The following is an 18,342-nucleotide window of genomic DNA, read 5'->3' as shown; positions in this document are numbered from 1 at the left end:
AAATACCGCATTCATATTGAAGTGCCTATCGGGGAAATTGGAATACTAAAGGTAAAATACGTTGGCGATTGACACACAACTGACGGTAATCGAGCTTACGAATGAATTTCAGCTAAACGGATTTGAGAGCGGGGCGCAATTCGGATCAACAGTGCATGCTTTGTCAGGTGGCGGTTTCGCGGTTGTTTATGGAAACCACTTTGACACCACAGATACGCTGGCCGTATCGATCTATTCTGCTGATGGCATTCCGGTCGAAACCGCAACGGGGACCTATGTGCTGCCTTATACTGGGGCGGCCGCAGACGTGCAGATGTTGGGTGATCCGGTTATCGCCGAAAACGCGGATGGCAGTATTCTGCTACGCTGGAACAGTGACGATGGCATATTCGGCGGCGGAACAGACTTATATACCGCTTCAATTAGCCCCACGGACGGGTCGATCACCCGGACGCAGTCCCTTGTTCAGAACTCGACCAAAATCGGGAATTTTGCGCTTACGGTGGCCGACAACGGGTATCAGCACACGCTATACCAGTCATCCGTTTTTGAAAATCTCCGTCTCAATGTGAAAGATGCAGACGGTAGCCACGTTGGGGTATACAGCATTGGTGACGCCCTTGATGACTATGATAATGTGGACATCGTCACGCTTGCCAACGGGAACGTGCTGATCGCGGCGACGGAAGAAGGGACCAGTTCCACAAACCCCGTCTATATTCAGATCCGCAGTGCCACAGGGCTTGTCGTTAGCCCGATGCTCGAATTCGATCCTGTCGGCCCCTCTGATGCGGACACGGATATCAAGCTTGCAGCCCTATCAGATGGCGGTTTTGCCATTGCATATGCCAGTGAAGTTGACGGCACAGACGGTATAACCCTGTACATTTTCGGCGATCAGGACAGCCTGGAGAACCCAACGGCAATTCGTGTGGATACCAATCTGGCCGCGGTTGAAAGCGCGGTGGACATCGCAGCCCTGAATAACGGGTGGGTCGGTGTCAGTTGGACTGAAGCCAATGCAGAAGGCGGAACAGATATTCGCGGGCGTGTTTTCGATAGCAATGGAACACCCCTGACGGATGCACTTCTGTTGTCCAGTGGCGAGACAGATGCCGACGATTCAAGCATTGCCGCCCTGAACAATGGCAGCATCGTTGTGTCCTGGACCGATGCACTGGCGGATTCGGACGGCCACTCGATACAAGGTAAAATCCTCGCGGCGGCCTTGGACATCACCGGCGACGAGTTCGACAATACCCTCATCGGCGGCCTTCTTGACGATGAAATTCGGGGCGGTGACGGCAATGACTCGATCAATGGATTTGGCGGAAATGACTTTCTGAATGGTCAGGCTGGCAACGACACCATTGATGGTGATGTTGGCGACGACTCGATCATCGGCGGAACCGGGCACGACTCGCTGTATGGTTGGTTTGGGAATGATACGCTGGAAGGAAGCGCGGGGAACGACACGCTGCGGGGTGAAGACGGCAATGACAGCCTTCTGGGTGGCGCTGGGTCGGACATGCTATTCGGTGGAAATGGGGACGATTATCTCAACCCTGGCAACAACTCCGGGAACGACTTTATTCTGGCTGGAGCTGGTGATGACACCATTGATCTCAGAGACTTAAGCTCACCGGATGCCTATGTCGAAATAGATAATTTTGGGCTCTCTACAGGTGTAACCGTTACGATCGATGGTGATACGAACACAGCCGGTATCGACAAAGGGCCGAATGGCACGACGACCATAATCGACATAAACCGGGCTATGACGTCCGAGCTCAGCGGTGCTGGCATCTATGGATCCGACCATGACGACGTTTTCAACATCAGCCCGGTGACCGACGGCTTTTTGCTGGTCATGGGCATGTACGGCAATGATGTATTTAATATTCTGAACGGTGATGGATACATCCGGTTTGGATCGTCATGGTGGAACGCGACCACCGGTATGGATATAGACCTGTCCACCGGCATTGTCAGCGAAGACGGGTATGGTGGTCAGGACACGATCAACGGGGTTGAGAACCTGCGCGAAGTTCGCACCACGATGCTGGATGACAGCGTGATCGGCAGCGCCGGGAACGATCAGATCATCCTGATGGCAGGCAATGACACCGCCGATGGCGGCGACGGGATCGACCTGATCCGCTATGACCGGACCGGCGTTGAGGCGGTGAACGTGAACCTGAACACTGGTACTGCCACCGGCACCTGGCGCGGTGAGGCCTTCAACCACCAGCTCAGTAACTTCGAGGAACTCCGCGGCTCACGCGACTTCGGCGACACGCTGACCGGCAAGGACGGCCAAGACAACCAAATCGACGGTCAGGGTGGCAAAGATACGATCCAGGGTGGCGAAAACGGCAACGACTCGCTGTACGGCGGTGACGGAAACGACAGCCTGACTGGTCTCAGTGGCAATGACTTCCTCACTGGCGACGGCGGCAAGGACGTTCTGCGTGGCGATGAGGGCCGCGACACCTTGATAGGCGGTCTTGGCGGCGACACGCTTCTGGGCGGCGATCAGGCGGACTCGCTGGTCGGTGACGACGGGCGGGACGAGCTGTTCGCCGGTGAAGGTGCCGATACGCTGGAAGGCGGTGACGGCAACGACACTCTGGGCGGCAGCGACGGTGAAGACCAGATCTTTGGCCAGCTGGGCAATGACATCGCCTATGGCGGTCAGGGCAATGACTTTATGGATGGCGGTGAAGGCAATGATCAGTTCTTTGCCGGTGCCGGTGACGACACCGTGTTTGGCCGGCTGGGCGACGATGTACTCGGCGGGGCTGCGGGCAATGACCGGATCTTCGGCGAAGATGGCAACGACACGCTCTTCGGCGGCAAGGGCAAGGATGTTCTGGGCGGCGGCAACGACAATGACAGCCTGCTGGGCGGTGGTGGCAACGACACGCTCTTCGGCGGGGCCGGCAATGACACGCTGCTTGGCGGAGCTGGCAATGACAGCCTGTCAGCGGGCTCTGGTGCAGACACACTGGACGGCGGCAGCGGAAACGACACCCTGCGCGGCGGTGGCGATGGAGACACGTTTGTCTTCTCGGACGGGGTCGATCAGGTGGCCGACTTTGGCGCAAGCGACCGGATCGACCTGAGCAGCGTGGCAGCCATCACCGATTTCACCGACCTGCAGGCCACCCACCTGTCCGGTGGCGCGAATGCGGTGATCAGCGACGGTCTGGGCAACACCCTGACATTGCTGAACGTGGCAGAAGGATCACTGGTCGAAGGCGACTTCATCTTCGCAGAAGATCTTCTGCTCTAAATCACCCAAAACGGCTCTGAACACTAAAAAGCCCGGGCCAAACGCCCGGGCTTTGTACTGCGAGCCGGATATTGTCGCCCCTCAGTCCTTGTCGAGAAAGGCAAAGAGGTCGGACCGGCACTGCGGGTCCGATACCCAGCGGTCATAGTCGATCATGTGGCACCGATCAGGGTGCTCATCGTGGTAAGTCCGGTAAAACCCGTCGATGTCTTCAAAACGCTCAGGATCATTACTGCCTTCTGCGGCGACATCGACATGTCTGCGCGTCGCGAATAGGATTTGAGCGTTGTCGAAATGCTCGGACAGGAAAGTCACATAGCGATCCAGGATGGCCGTTTTGTCTGGAATCAGCGTGGATCGGCATCCCGCAACCCGTGCTCCTTCCGGTGGGGTCAGAACTTTCTCCGTGAAAATCTGGGCCAGGGCACGCCCGTAATCCCAGGGGCGTACCTGCTCTGCGCCATAACGGGGATCAGCCGCAACGGCCCTTTGCGCGCGCATCAGATGCAAGGCAGTGTCGTTGTTTTCACCCCGAATGCAGTAGCCGGGCAGATCGTTCAGCGCGCCCTGTACTGCAGCCCCAGCCTCGGAGCAGTAGCTGAACACAAATACATGCCGTTCCGGTGCCTCCGCCGAAGGCACAGCCTCGGCACGCTCTCCGACGGATCGGAACTTCCCCTGCCCCGAGCGCAGCCGGGACATACCTTCGGCATTGATCGCATCCAGCTCGGCATAAAGCGCATAATCTTCTGCGTAGAAATCCCGTATCTCTTCTTCCAACCCGGCAGGCAAATGTTCGATCTCCTGAATGCGACTGGCATTCGCGTGCGGAAGATTCCGGGAAATACCAAATGCCGTGCATATTTCGTGAAACATGCTGTCCAGACGGTCATAGGGGATGATCACATCAGCCAATACCTGACCGTCATGATCCACAAACATATTGCGCTGCAGGTTCCTGCGCCCGTCGCCTTGCAAAATATTCCAGTCTTGCCGCGCCCAAAATTCGGCAAAACTCATGCCCTCGGGTAGCGGGCTTTCGACCTTGTTACCCAACCGATAACGATACCACGAACGGATCCAGTCTAACGGGTCGCGCATCACACCAAACTTGAAAAAACTCTCTGGTTGGTAACCCGGTTGCGAAAACAGGAAATCGTAAGTCGGGAAGATGTCGCGCAATGCAATATGCTTCCGCTGCGCAGTCCCGGCACGAACAATATCTGTATGCGGCCTCAAAACCTGTTCCAATGAAGTCGAAGCCGTCTTTGTGCTGGCCACGAACAAGAACCGTTTTTCAAACCCTATCAGCATCCCAAATCAATTCCGCTCATTCCGACTTTCTGCTTCATAGCCCCACGAACAGCGGTTGAACAGCCGCGACTCGGCACCCACTCTTTCCAGCCGCGGCAATTGAATGATGACCGGACCGGGCGATTGGTTAGGCCTGGTTTCATTGCATTCGCGCAAGGCTCCCCAAATCTGCACAAAACTCTACGACCTCTAGGCAGCCAGCGACATCCGGACCTTTCCGATCCCCTTCGCATCGGGTCAAACACCCATCCTGAGCGCAACCAGCGTGACGCTCAATGTCTGGGACAGCTCCGGCGCTGCGGCTCCGGCAGTGGTACATGCCACTGCGACGGGGCACTGGTTCTGACCTGACTTTATGGCTCTGTTGCTCTCGCAGATGAGCAACGGAGCCGCAGAGCGGCGATGGCCCTACAACTCCAATGTTGTAATCTCAGGGACGGTCTGCAAAGACTTGGTCAAGTCCCGTCTTTTAAGCAGCAAACGGTCGTATTTTATGAAAATTCTTCTCGTCGGAGCCGGGCTGTCCGGGGCAGTGATCGGGCGCCGCCTGGCCGAGCAGGGACATCAGATCACCATCGTAGACAGACGCGCACATGTCGGCGGCAACTGCCACACGGAACGCGATGATGACACCGGGGTGATGGTCCATGTCTACGGTCCGCATATCTTCCATACCGACGACGAAGAGGTCTGGGACTACGTTAATTCATTCACCCAATTCCGGCCTTACAAGCACCGGGTCATGACCACCTCGCAGGAGGCGATCTACTCACTGCCGATCAACCTGCATACGATCAACCAGTTTTATGGGCGTACTCTGCGCCCCGCCGAAGCACGTGCCTTCATTGAAGAGCAGGCCGACACATCGATCACCGACCCCCAAACCTTCGAGGATCAGGCGCTGCGCTTCGTCGGACCCGGCCTCTATGAGGCGTTCTTCCGGGGCTACACGGAAAAGCAGTGGGGGTGCTCGCCCACTGAATTACCCGCCTCAATCCTCAAGCGCCTGCCGCTGCGATTCAACTACGACGACAACTACTTTTTCCACCGCTTCCAAGGGATGCCCGAAGACGGCTACACCCCGATGATCGAGCGTATTCTGGATCATCCAAAGATAACCGTGCATCTGGACACGCTGTTCGCGCCGGGGGATGGGGCCGAATTCGACCACGTCTTCTGGTCCGGTCCACTGGATGGCTATTTTGACTACCGGCTGGGGCGGTTGGGCTACCGCACGCTGGATTTCGAACGGTTCAGCGATCAGGGCGACTATCAAGGCTGTGCGGTGATGAACTATGGCGACCGCGACACCCCCTGGACCCGGATCACCGAACACAAGCATTTCAGCCCTTGGGAAAGCCACGACGGCACTGTCTGCTATCGCGAGTTTTCGCGCGCTTGCGGCCCTGACGATATCCCCTATTACCCGATCCGTCTGGTCAAGGAAAAAGCTTTACTGAGCGAGTACGTGACCCTGGCCGAACAGACCCCCCGCGTCACCTTCGTAGGTCGATTGGGCACCTATCGATATCTGGATATGGATGTGACGATCCGCGAGGCCTTGGACACCGCACAGATGTTCCTGAACCATGTCGCCAAAGGCACAACGATGCCGGCCTTTGCTGCCTCACCACTTTAATCGCGACCTCATCAAATCAGTGCCTGCTGGAAAAATTCTTTTGTGTGCGGTAATTTACCAATAAAGCTGTTCAGTCTTCTTCTCACCGAGGTCGCATGGCGTTTAAAGAGTACGAGTATATTTTTGTTGTGACCTACGGTCGGTCCGGCTCAACTCTGTTGCAAAGTTTGCTGAATTCCTTGGATGGCACGCTCATTCGGGGTGAGAATTACAACGCGTTGTTCCACCTCTACCAAGCGTTTCAAACCATCAACGAAACCAAAATACTGGGACGTAAAAGAAAAACGCAGAACCCGGACGAGCCCTGGTTCGGCGCCGAAGCGATGCAGCCATTCATGTTCCGTCACGCGCTGCTTGACGCCTTTGTGACGCACGTGCTGCGCCCGGAGGGCGACACAAAACGGCTGGGGTTCAAAGAAATCAGATACATGCCGAACGTCATGGGGCCGGCACAGTTCAAGGCCTATATGGATTTCCTGCTAGAGAGTTTTCCCAATGCCCGGATTGTTTTCAACACCAGAAATGCAAGCGATGTGGCCAAGTCAGGCTGGTTTGCCGAGCTGAACACGCAAATGGTCGAAGAGAGGATAACAAAATGTAATCAAAGGTTTAATGATTACAACACATCGTCCGACCGTACCATCCTGATGCACTATGACGATTACGTCGCAGACCATTCGCAGATCGAACGGCTTTTCACCTTTGTCGGGCACGACTATAGCAGTGATACGGTCGAGGCGATCTTCTCCAAACCGCTCAATCACGTGAATTGACAACAAATCCTAAATAACCGTCTCCTAACTCCGAGGCCACAAAAGCAAGTCGGGGCAAAATTAGGAATGACACTACCGAGAATACAGGTTCCTTTTGTGATTTGGACGTTGCAACGCACCGGCGGAACAAACCTTAGCTATTGCCTCAACACCATTTCGGACCGACCTCAGCTAAGGGATGAACCCTTTAATCCTCGACGTATTCACGGCCATCTCGCAAAAGACTGGAGGTGCACGAAGAACAAAATAGCACTGCAGCAGGGACTCGATGAAATTTGCTCAGCACGACCCAATTTCAAACATTGTGTCGAACCGGTTCCGAAACGGCTTAACACGTTTCTAGTCGACTGCACGATTGCCCATGGGTATCGGCATATCTTTTTGTATAGGCGCAACTTCCTGGAACGCATCCTGTCTCTGGAATATGCAACCAGAACAGCGATTTGGGGCCCCGAACACGTGGAAACGGCAAACAAAGGATGCGTGACCGCAGCCATGGAAGTTCCTCTGGACGCTGATGGAATAATCCGCCGCGCTATGCAGGCACACACCCGCCTAAACCGAACCTGGACTGCACTCCAAACAGCCCGCATCACCCCTATTACGATCTCATTCGAAGAACTGTATGCAGCGGACGAGGCAGTAATAAAAAAGAGCCTAACGCGGGTCTTCATGGGGCTTGAGCAAAGATTGAACACCGCCCAAATAACCGAATTCCAAAAGATGATCAGATCAAGCGGCAGACAGAATACACGCAATAGTTACAACCTGTTCAAGGGGATTGATCTGGTAAAAGCACGACTGGCTGAAATCCCTGACCTGTTGTGCAGCGCCTGACTCTTGGCTAACCACATCACAGAACGCTCATGTCATTGCCAGAAATCTCCATCATCGTACCGGTCCACAATGTTCAGGATCACATCGCAGCCTGCCTGACCAGCCTGTGCAACCAGCAGTTTACCGATTTCGAAGCGATTGTCGTCGATGATGGCTCGACCGATGACAGCCCGGCCCGGCTGCGCGAGGCGATCGGTGACGACCCGCGCTTCCGGCTGATCCGACAAAACAATCTTGGTCTGTCTGGGGCGCGTAATACAGGGCTGGATGTTGCACGTGGCAGGTTCATTGCATTTCTCGACGGTGACGACCGATATGACCCCGAATTCCTTGGGCAGATGCATGCCGCACTGACAAACAGCGATGCCGAATGGGTCGCGTGCGGGCTGCGTAACATACATTCCGATGGCCACAGCGACACCCACTCGGCCATCCATGACAAACCGGTATTGGAAAAAGGTGCCGAACCACAACTCTGGCCCCTGGACAGTTGGGAAGACGCGATCAGGCATTTTCCCTCTGCCTGGAACAAGCTGTATCGCCGCGACCTCATCGAAGGATTGCGCTTTGACGTGGGAACCTGGTTCGAGGATCACGCGTTTTTTCTGCGAGCTGCTGCACGAACAAAAGCGATTTTGCACCTGCCGCAACCGCTCTATCTGCAGACGCGGGGGCGGCCGGAACAGATTACCGCCACCGATTCCGACCGGGTGTTCGAACAACTGACAGTGCTCGACGCGCTGTCAGAGATCATGGCAGGTCCTGAAAAGCCCGGTCGGCAGCCTGCGCTGTCCAGGTTGGCCCACCGGCTGTTTCACGAACGCAGCACCGCGCTGCGTAGCCCCACGCGCAGGGCTCAATTCATTTCTGCAGCGCGGGGCTGGCTGCACGCAATGGGTTTGCCCCCCCTGCCCGGCCCCCAGCTGCCCCCCAGCTGGAGGCTGGAACTGGACGGCACCTGCCCGCTCAGCGTGATTGTCCCGTGGGACGGACAGGAAGAAGCACTACATGTGACACTCACCGCGTTGGCCGGACAAACCCAGAGGGGTTTCGAAACCCTGATCGTCACCGATGATCCTTCCACGGACAGGCGGGCAGCGGCGTTTACAGACCGCCTGGGGCTTTTGGACGCGCGGGCGCTGACCAGCGATCACCCCGGACCGGGGCCAGCGCGCAACACGGGGCTTAAACAGGCTCAGGGCGCAATGGTGGTGTTCGCCGATGCGGGCGACAGGCTGATGCCAGCTGCACTCGCACATTGGACAGACACTATGCTGAGGGAAAACGCGGATTTTGGTATATCCCAGTTCCGCATTGGCCTGACCCAGACAAGCCCTGTGCACCGGAGCTTTCATGACATGACATTGCTGGAAACGGAGCCGGTTGAAACCAGTCTTCTGCGCCTCGACGCAGATCGGGCGCTTGCGCTGCACTGCCACCCAACGGCAAAAATCTTTCGCCGCGATTTTCTGACCGAGAACAATCTGTCTTTTGGCACGGGCCCCCGGGCCGACTGGCAAATCGGCATTGGTGCCGCGCTGTCCGCGCGCCGGACGCTCTATTTCGCGTGGCCAGGAGCAGAGAGTGCCGAAGCCCCTGAGTGCCGACAACTCTGGATCGCAGCGGACACACCCGAAGCCCTGGCGCAGGCGATCGAGGCGGCCGCCGCGTCCTGGTCCACCAACATACGTGCCAACCTGCCCGCTGATTGGCCAAGAAGGCTCTATGCAAGGGCTTTATGGGAGGTCTGGAATTTTTCAGGCCTGTCCTCCGCCGCCCGCAGCCGCTTTCGGTTCGAGGCAATTCGGGCTGCGCGAACCCGAGGTTGGCATCAATTGACCGGCCCGCTGGACCCTTATTTCAATCCCCCTATACCTAGGTTGGTGGGTCAACTCAACGGAACGCTCTAATACTGGTTGCATCCATCCCGTCAGCCGGGCTAACAGCCCACAACCCCCTTGCTTCAGGTCGCCTCCGGAATGTTGGTTTTTTCCACAACGCGTTTTTCTAGCCTGTCTTATCGCGCCGACTTTGCCAGGCACTCCTTTGCAAATATTTCTTTCTTTGACGCAGAGCGCAGTAATATCCTGTTTCACCTGTCCTTGCGCGCTGACGCAGCGCTTGCGGTCTGCAACCGTCGCGGGAAGACCCCTGAGGACTGGGCGCGTGAACAGCAACGTCCGATTGCCCTGAATGCCAAAGACAACGATATCGAGATCCGTTTTGCTCCTCCGCGGGTCAGCGTATGGATTAATGGGAAAAAGGTTTTCAGCTTTGGCTCCATGATAGGGCGGCAGCGCTTCCCAAATCTGGGAGACATTGCCTTCATCGACTATCAGGGCGGTATTCAGGCCAGTACCATCCATATGGATTACAAAGGCGTCGATGATACCGGCCTGACCCTGTCCCCGCGGTTGGACCTGCGCGGGCGGCTGGACGGGCTCTATCGACCGGAAGACCTGCGTCTGGAGATCGATGGCGTCCATCACGCCCCGAAACTCATCGTGTCCATCAAAGATTCGGCCACAATTCTGCGATCGGTCCTGCCCGGTAGGATCTGGCAAGGACGCACTGAGAATGACGCATTGCAGCTATGGATCATGCACAAAGACGCGGTGCTGGCTCAGTACAAGCTGCACCGGTCCGATCTTATCGAGCAGATACAGACAGCGCTGACAGGTGGCGATCTTGCCGGCGACCCGGTTCTGGCAACCCAAATCATCGAGCACGCCCGGTTTTCTGGCATCACAGCCGAGCTTGACCCGCCACTGCGTGGTCAGCTGGTAAAACTGGCTAACGGGTTGGGCCTTGAGCAGTTCCTCGACGTGCCGGAAGCACCGGATGCACCAGAGGCAGTGCAGCCCGAACGAACCATCCTTCAAAATGCGCTAGCGCGCGTTGCACAGGCTCTACACAAAGGTAAAACGCCGGACTCCCTGCTCGAGATTCTGGACGAGTTGGCCCCAACGCTGGGCGAAATGCAGTCCTCGTTCTATATCGCGCTGTCTGAGGCCTTTTGCCAGCGTGATGACTTTGATCTGCTCTATGCGCATGCCCAAGCCCATGGTATTAAATCGATATCACCAGCCCAGGAAAACAGCTGGTTCAATTCCGGTTTGCTGCCCCATCTTCTACGGGATCGCCGTATCTCGCGGCTTTGCATAGTTTTGAAACAACTGGCGGAACGGCCAGAGCGATGGATCATGACCCCTCCGTTGGCCTGGACAGTCCGCACCGCACTGAACGACCCAAGGATCAACAATGCGGCGAAGGACGAGATCATCACCGCCTTCCTGAGATTCTTAGAACGACGCACCGCAGATTATTGGCAGCGAACCCATTGCACACAGCTGACAGAAACCGCTGTCGCACTGATCGCGGATGGCCCACGCCTGCATCCGCGCCAATACCAATGGATTGAAACAAGCTTGCTGCAGGCCTTTGGTATGTCTCCTCTGTTCTGGACCCGGATTGCTGCAAGCGACGCCGCGCTTTCACCGCGCATGGTCGCCGCTCAGGACGCCTTCGCAGTCCTGTACGACCCGGAAACAACACCTGCAAAAAAGGCGGATGCACTTGTATTATTCGAACGGTTTGGCTGTCCCGATTGCGGACGTATCCGGCGCGACATGTTCGGCCCGGCTGGTCTGCCCGGCCCCGAGGCCCCGACCGTATCGGCACTGCTGCTTGCGGGTCTCGACTCGGCAGAAGCCGCGATGCGCCACATGGCGACCCCAGACAGCGCCCCAACGGAACCGGCTCTAGAGGAACTCGTTCGCTCAAGAGGTGCCAGCCTACCTGATATGGTTGACCGCGCGCCCCGTTACGCACTGCAATGCTCTGTTAGCCACCGTGCTGCGGATCTGCTCGCGGCGGCCCGGAATGGGATCGACCCACAAGACGACTGTCGTGCACTGCTCGCTGACCTCGACAGGTTGACCGATGCGATGGACAAGTGGATCGGCCTTGGTGCTGCATTGGGGTTGCTGAATGGGTTGATCGACAGCGGTGGTGCGGCGGCGGCCAAAACAATCCTGACCGAATGGCTAAATCAGGCTCTAAAAAGGGCAAAAGCAGCGGAAAGTGATCCTGCTGACCCGCTCAGGACGCCCGCTCTGGCACAGCCATTGCAGGCCCTTCGCCGCCGCGCTGCTGCAGGCAAGACCGGTGCAGCAGCCAACCTGAAGGTACTCGAAACCACAACCCCGCCCGCAGTGCAGGTTCCAAACTCCCTGCCCGGCCCAGTCAATTCGCTTTTTGACACGGTGGTCATGGTCACCTCCTGCCGCGCCAATCTCGGCCGTCGCGTCCAGGCCCTGCGCGACGGATGGCTGAGCCGTCTCGCCGCACTTGGCGTGCCCTATCTGATTGTCACTGGCGATGGGGACGGCACCCTGGATGGCGGTGTCCTGCATCTGGACGCCCCCGACGATTATGAAGGACTGCCGCAAAAAACGCTGGCCACGATCCGCTGGGTGCATGACAACACCCCCTTCGCCCATATGCTGAAGATCGACGATGATTGTTTCCTCAACCCCGAGGAGTATTTCCATTCGCTCAGTTATCGGAAATTCGACTACTATGGCCGCGCATTGACCCGGGTGCCCGGCCAGATGGACCGGGCCTGGCACTGCGCCAAATCCACCTCGGAACGCGGGCGGCTTGAATTTGACAAATCGCCCGAACCCTCAACCTATTGCGATGGCGGGTCGGGCTATGCGCTTAGCCGACACGCCATGGGAACACTGCTGGACACTGCCGCAAGCGCAACAGGTCAGGCTCTGATTCAGGTGTCTTTCATGGAAGACAAGCTGGTGGGCGACCTGCTGGCCCTGGGTGGCATCTCACCCGCGAACGAGGATTATCACATTTCGGTCCGCCGCCGGGCCCAGCCCGAGGGCATCGCGGTGTCGCGCTGGTTGAACGGGTTCGACGCCAGCCAGACCGCACCAGTCAAGCTGGTGCATCTGGACGATTCAGCCACACAAGCCGATGCAAACAGCCGACTGGATACACCGGGCCTGTTCCCCAAAAAGATCTGGCCCAGCTATCAGCGCGCCAAACTGGGCGAACAGACCAATGCGCTTGAGATGGTGACGGATACCAGCCGCCTGTTCGCCGCACGCGAAGCGCCAGTGGCTGTGGTCGCGGTCATGCGCAACGAAATGTTCATGCTGCCACACTTCCTGGACCATTACCGCAAGCTGGGGGTCGAGAGCTTTCTGATCGCCGATAACTGCTCGGATGACGGCACATTGGAATTTCTGGCAGACCAGCCCGATGTGGCGCTGTTCTCGGTCGACACGGATTATAGCAGATCGCAATACGGTGTGGCCTGGCAGCAGGCTCTGATGGGGCATTTCCGCCTTGGGCGTTGGTCATTGGTTGCCGATGCGGATGAACTGCTGACCTGGCAGGTGCCACAGCGGGAAACCCTGCCTGATCTGTTGCGCCGCCCGGAATTTGATGCGGCCGACGGCGTGCGCATCTTCATGCTCGACATGTACCCACAAGGGCCGCTGGAAGAGGCTGGCTTTACCAGTGGCGACCCCTTTGCCGAGGCCGGGTTCACCGATCGCGATCCCTTCCAACTCGACTCGTTCGGGCGAGGCCCCTACTCCAACGCACCGACATGGACGTCGGCGCTGCGCCACCGCCTGATCCCCGGGTCTCGCCGGGAACTGTTTGTGGCGCAAAAAATAGCGCTGTTGAAATACTCGCCCTTCATGCGGTTGTCAGCGGGGCTGCACTATGTGGCAGGAACAACGCTTGCCGAGCGGGAGCTGTTGTTTGGGCATTTCAAATACAATGCCGATTTCCGTCGCAAGGCGCAAACCGAGGTGGCCCGCCGCCAGCACTTCAATAATGCTGAAGAATACCGCAAATATCTGGCCCTGATCTCGGAAGGGCGCGACCGCATCTATGATGCAGACCTGTCGATACCATGGACCGACAGCGACTTCGTCAAAGCGCGGTTGGGATGATGGTGGGCTTTCCCACTTCAACCCCTTTTTGGCCTTTATAGAGCCTGTTCAATTCATCCAAATGCCTTGTCATCGTCTGCGGCGCCTGTGCATTCTGCCAATAGCGCTGCATATCAATTTTGCCTGCCAGTAACGCCCGGATGCGGTCGGTAAAGCTGTCGATGTCGCCGGCGGCAAATACCATATCCGCATCACCGGCCAGTTCCTGCGCCCCGCCCATATCACTTGTCAACAACGGAATATGGCGGGCATGCATCTCAATTGCGACCTGCGGAAGGTTATCCTCCCACAACACGGGGATCACACCCACATCCACATCACGCAGCAGATCGTCCAGCCCGTCATGGCTATAGCCATCCAGATGCGCGACCCCCCCGAGTCGCACCCTCAACAGCTCTAAGCGGCGCATCGCCTCAGCCTCGCCAGAGCGCGCGGCAACCACCAGCCGAACTTTCACGGCCAATTCCGATGGCAGCGCCTCAAGCGCATCCAACAGGAAAAAGAACCCCTTGTCCCGACGCATATAGCCCAAAAAACCCAGTGTCAGAGCCGTTTTTGCCTTTGGCAGAGCCTTTGCCGGCTCGGATTCCGAGAACAGAGCCGCTTGCTGGGTACCAATATAGCTGGTGCGCAATATCCCAGGAGAGATCCCATAGCCCTGTGCGATTTCGCGCACGCGTTCAGACACGCACAACACCAGATCGCATCCGGCATTGATCTGGTTGACAAAGGACTGACGTCGCGTTGCGAAACCTGCGGCAACAGAGGCGGCGGGCTGCGCCGATCCTGATTTGGAGCGGCCCCTCAGTCGCCCGAATGCCCGGCTTGTCCGGTGTGCAATACGCAACATGTTCCCGAACAAAAGGTCAAACCCGCGCGAGCCCGGTCGTACACCCGCGCATTTCAACCGATACGCCACCGCGTTGGCGATACGCACCAAACGTTCATCATGCTTGTGCACCAGACAATCCACGCATTTGGCCCCAGCCTGAAAATCCGTGCATGCGCGCATTTCCTGATGCCACAGGTTCACCTGAGGGCAGACCGGGTAGTAATTATGCAGTGACAGAATCACCTTGGTGTCCGGACAGCGCGCCTTGATCTCAAGCACATCCGCCGGCAGCCCCTCCAAATTGTGGAAATGGATCACGTCGTAGGGGCCGGTTTCTTCTACAAAGTCGAAAAACGCATCACGAGTCGGGATGTGCGAGACCTGCTCAGGCGCACCGAACGAATGGTGCGACGGTGACAACACGCCGGAGTTGACAATTTCATATCGGTTCTCGCGGTTCTCCTTGGGCCCATGGCGCACTCTTTCCCAGCGAGGCCTGCGTGAAATCAGATCATAAGAAATCCCCGAGGACAGAAACACCTGAGTGACTTCCGGTTGCGCCTGCAATTCGGTCATCAGGTTGCGCAAATAGACCGAGACACCACCCCCGCGCTTTTCGTCGTCTAGGTAGTCGACCCAGTTGTAAAAAAGAATACGCATATCAAACCAAATGCAGCGGAATATCAGATCTCTTTATTCAACCACTTCCCGCGTCCCAATTTCCTGAAATAGGCCTGAATCGGTCCCGGCTTTTCAAACCGCTCCAGGATAGAATTCGCACCCTGCTTGACCAGCGGGCTTTTCATCTTTGGATCATATTCGACGCCCAGAAAATCGCACAGGCGTTCTTCGAACCCATCTTCGAACATCTGACGATATTCAAGCTTCATTTTCTCCTGTGGCAAGGTGCGGAACCACTGCGTGAACAGAAAATCAAACGTGGCGAACTCATGCCACTTTTGGCTAATCTGAAGCGGCCCCGCAGTGATCTTTTCCTCGATATGATCATCCACCTGAGACTGTGCCCAGCGTTTTGACCGGTTTGCCTTGATCCACGAGGCCATCTGCGCCAGCTTGTTTTCTCGGTGTACATAGATCAGTTTGTAATCCGTGAGGTCAGGCAGATACCGCAACATGCGGATATTATGCCCGATCATCAGCTTGTACCCTACATATTTGTTCCCGCTCCCGGCATGCGCATCAAAAAACGCATCCGAATGCGCCCTTGGGTCAGCATCTCTCTGAGCTATTTCGGAAAACTCTTCAGAGCTATCTTCTGCGCCTATGATCGCATAAGGGTTAAACTGCTCTCCGGCGCACAGAATATCGCGATGCGCATTCAATAAGGTCATCAGATAAGTAGTCCCACTACGTGGGAGACCAACAATCAAAAACCGCTGCGGCTCGGAAGAAGATTCCATACTATGTTCGGGTCCGTGTTTCGGCACTAAAACTGCAGGTAACTCTATTTCATTGCATCAATTCCAAATGCAGTGCAATGGCCTCTTCCAAATCGTCAAAATAAGTAATCCGACCATCGGCCAACACGATCCCAGCGTCACAGAACTGGCGCAGTTGGTTCAACTCGTGGCTGACCAGAATGGCGCTGGAATGACGCATGCGTTCGGCAAAGACGGCCCGACTTTTGCGGCGAAATGCAGCATCGCCCACCGCAGTCACCTCATCCACCAGATAGGTATCGAACCGGATGCCCATCGATGCGCCAAAGGTCAGCCGCGACCGCATGCCGCTGGAATAGCTGCGCACCGGCATGTGGAAGTATTTCCCCAGCTCGGCAAAATCCTCGACAAACGACATCAGACTGTCGGTGTCCACGCCGTAGATACGTGCGATGAAGCTGACATTCTGTGCGCCGGTCAGGTCGCCGTGGAAAGACCCCCCAAACCCCACAGGCCAGGAAATCCGCCCATCGCTGATGATCTGACCGCTATCGGGGCGCATCGTACCCGCCAGCAGCCGCAGCAGGGTGGATTTTCCTGCTCCGTTGCGTCCCAGAAGCGCCAGTGACTTGCCGGTGGGCAGAGTGGCGGTGAGGTTGTCTATGACAACCCGGCGCTCACCCCGCACGCGGAAGCTTTTGGTCAGGTTTTCAAAGCGGATCATTGCAGGTCCCTGCCCTCAGCCCCGATCCCGGATGCTGTAATAGATCAGCGCAAGGATCGACCACAGCATCAGCAAGAACAGCATAGCCAGCCCCATCAGAATATAACGGCGCGGGAATTCCGAGCTTTGCGCCATGGTTGGGCGGATATAGGTGGCCAGATACCGGCTTTGGCGGGCAGCGTTGTCCCGCGCCACATCCAGCGCGGTCAGTGCCACGCGATAGGTCTCTTCCGCGAACTGCCGATCGACGCTGAGGCTTTCATATTCCGCAATCAACGAGGGGTAATCCTCGCCCACGGCACCCAATTCGGTGCTATCCGATGCGAATGTCTGCCGTTCCGCCGCGATACGCTCGCGGATCACGTCAATGCGGCGCTGTGCGTTGGTCAGGCGGGGGTCGCTGGTGGATACCGTTTCACTGAGAAGGTCAAATTCGATCAGCGCTTCAGCCAGAGCCTGCTGCAAGTTGTTCATCACCCCCATACGGCCCTGAATGTCGGCCTCGGGATCGACGATGCGGGTCCGAGTGCGAAAACTGGTCAGGGCCTCGCGCGCGGTCTTGAGTTGCACGACGGCCTCTTCCAAGTCTTCACGGGCATAGCGCATTGCGTCTTCGCGCGCCTGTATGTTCAGCGCATTGATCCGGTCCTGACTTTCACTCACGATCTGCTGCGCCACGTCTTGCGCATAGTCGGGATCAAAGGCCAGAACCCTGATCTCTATCAGCCCCGTCGACTGATCATAGGAAATTCGCACAATACGCTGCCAGAACCAGACCAGATCCTCGAGTGTGGCGTTCGGCCAGATCGAGAACATCCAGTCCTTGGGCCAGTGGGTTTCGTAGTGCGCGCGTAGGGCCAGCTTGGCTTCGATAGTCTCAACAATTTCCTGGCTTTGGATGAATTCATACAGGATGTCGCTGTCGACACCCGTGCCGGAATTAGCAAACTGCGCCAACCCACCCAGAAGTTCCGAGGCCGATCCGCCTTCCTCCGATCGCACGGTGAACGCAGCGGTCGAGGAATATTGATCCTTGGCCTGTGTCCAGAGGTAATAGGCCAGCCCAGCCAGAGGCAGCGTCACGATCAGCACAAAGCTCAGCAACAGCCCCCAATGACGGCGTTTCATGCTGGCCGGCTGCGCCAGCGGTTGTACGGTGACGGTTGGCGGGGGCGGCGGCCCCGGTTTGCGGGCCGGGTTCCGACCCTGCTGCTGGCCTTGCTTAGACCCCTGCCCTTTCCGCTGACCGGGCCCCTGCCCGGCGGGCCTGCCTTGGCGTCCAGGACCACCCTGCTTGCCACCTTGTTGGCCAGCAGGCTTGCCCGGCCCTCTATTAGGCACGGCCGCCAGCTGTGGCTGTCCCGCAGTTGCAGCTTGTTTTTGCGCCCCTTGTTTACTCAGAGGATCAGTTTTCTTTCGGGTGCTGTCGACAACCTTGGCCGTCGGTTTATCCGCCTCTGATTTTTCTGTCATGTGCGCTCTGTTCCGCCCCGAAGGCATTTGAATTCCATAACTGATTCTTACATAATCAGACCGGCACGCAC

11 protein-coding genes are annotated in these 18,342 nt (G+C 57.1%); 6 read left to right on the top strand and 5 right to left on the bottom strand.

All coding sequences use genetic code 11. The features are described 5' to 3' along the window. Positions 1–61: 61 nt before the first annotated feature. On the top strand, positions 62–3,295 hold the full coding sequence (locus tag ACR0L4_RS19030) for a hypothetical protein (protein WP_480514647.1): 3,234 nt from the start codon (positions 62–64) through the stop codon (positions 3,293–3,295). Between the two features lie 81 nt (positions 3,296–3,376). On the opposite strand, the gene ACR0L4_RS19025 is transcribed toward ACR0L4_RS19030, so the two are convergent. Then, positions 3,377–4,576: a hypothetical protein gene (locus ACR0L4_RS19025; protein ID WP_480514646.1), complete on the bottom strand. Its 1,200-nt coding sequence runs from the start codon at positions 4,574–4,576 to the stop codon at positions 3,377–3,379. 526 nt (positions 4,577–5,102) lie between these two features. On the opposite strand from ACR0L4_RS19025, the gene glf reads away from it, so the two are divergent. The 5 genes from glf (at position 5,103) to ACR0L4_RS19000 (ending at position 13,842) form a co-directional block, all read left to right on the top strand. Beyond that, complete coding sequence (gene glf / locus ACR0L4_RS19020; protein WP_170754339.1) at positions 5,103–6,248, top strand: UDP-galactopyranose mutase; 1,146 nt, start codon at positions 5,103–5,105, stop codon at positions 6,246–6,248. Positions 6,249–6,343: 95 nt separating this feature from the next. Beyond that, the gene (locus ACR0L4_RS19015) at positions 6,344–7,021 is read left to right on the top strand and encodes a sulfotransferase (protein ID WP_480514645.1); all 678 of its coding nucleotides are present in this window, start codon (positions 6,344–6,346) and stop codon (positions 7,019–7,021) included. A gap of 66 nt (positions 7,022–7,087) precedes the next feature. After that, a complete protein-coding gene (locus ACR0L4_RS19010; protein WP_480514644.1) occupies positions 7,088–7,858 on the top strand; it encodes a hypothetical protein in 771 nt (256 codons plus the stop codon). Between the two features lie 29 nt (positions 7,859–7,887). Continuing rightward, on the top strand, positions 7,888–9,768 hold the full coding sequence (locus ACR0L4_RS19005) for a glycosyltransferase family 2 protein (RefSeq protein WP_480514643.1): 1,881 nt from the start codon (positions 7,888–7,890) through the stop codon (positions 9,766–9,768). 69 nt (positions 9,769–9,837) lie between these two features. Continuing rightward, positions 9,838–13,842 (top strand): glycosyltransferase family 2 protein, encoded by a 4,005-nt coding sequence (locus ACR0L4_RS19000; RefSeq protein ID WP_480514642.1) that lies wholly within the window; start codon positions 9,838–9,840, stop codon positions 13,840–13,842. Here ACR0L4_RS19000 and ACR0L4_RS18995 read toward each other — a convergent pair. From ACR0L4_RS18995 to ACR0L4_RS18980, 4 genes are read right to left on the bottom strand one after another with little or no spacing between them, the layout of a single operon-like run. Continuing rightward, positions 13,823–15,334: a glycosyltransferase gene (locus ACR0L4_RS18995; protein WP_480514641.1), complete on the bottom strand. Its 1,512-nt coding sequence runs from the start codon at positions 15,332–15,334 to the stop codon at positions 13,823–13,825. The genes ACR0L4_RS19000 and ACR0L4_RS18995 overlap by 20 nt on opposite strands. Positions 15,335–15,357: 23 nt before the next feature. After that, entirely contained in the window at positions 15,358–16,095 is a 738-nt protein-coding gene (locus ACR0L4_RS18990) for a sulfotransferase (RefSeq protein WP_480514640.1), read from the bottom strand. A gap of 49 nt (positions 16,096–16,144) precedes the next feature. Continuing rightward, positions 16,145–16,798, bottom strand: coding sequence for an ABC transporter ATP-binding protein (locus ACR0L4_RS18985; RefSeq protein ID WP_170754326.1), 654 nt, complete (start codon positions 16,796–16,798; stop codon positions 16,145–16,147). A 15-nt stretch (positions 16,799–16,813) separates the two neighbouring features. Continuing rightward, entirely contained in the window at positions 16,814–18,271 is a 1,458-nt protein-coding gene (locus tag ACR0L4_RS18980) for a sugar transporter (RefSeq protein WP_170754324.1), read from the bottom strand. Between the last annotated feature and the right edge of the window lie 71 nt (positions 18,272–18,342).

It is taken from the genome of Ruegeria sp. AB5 (assembly GCF_056542645.1).
This window is presented reverse-complemented; position numbering and strand designations above follow the sequence as displayed.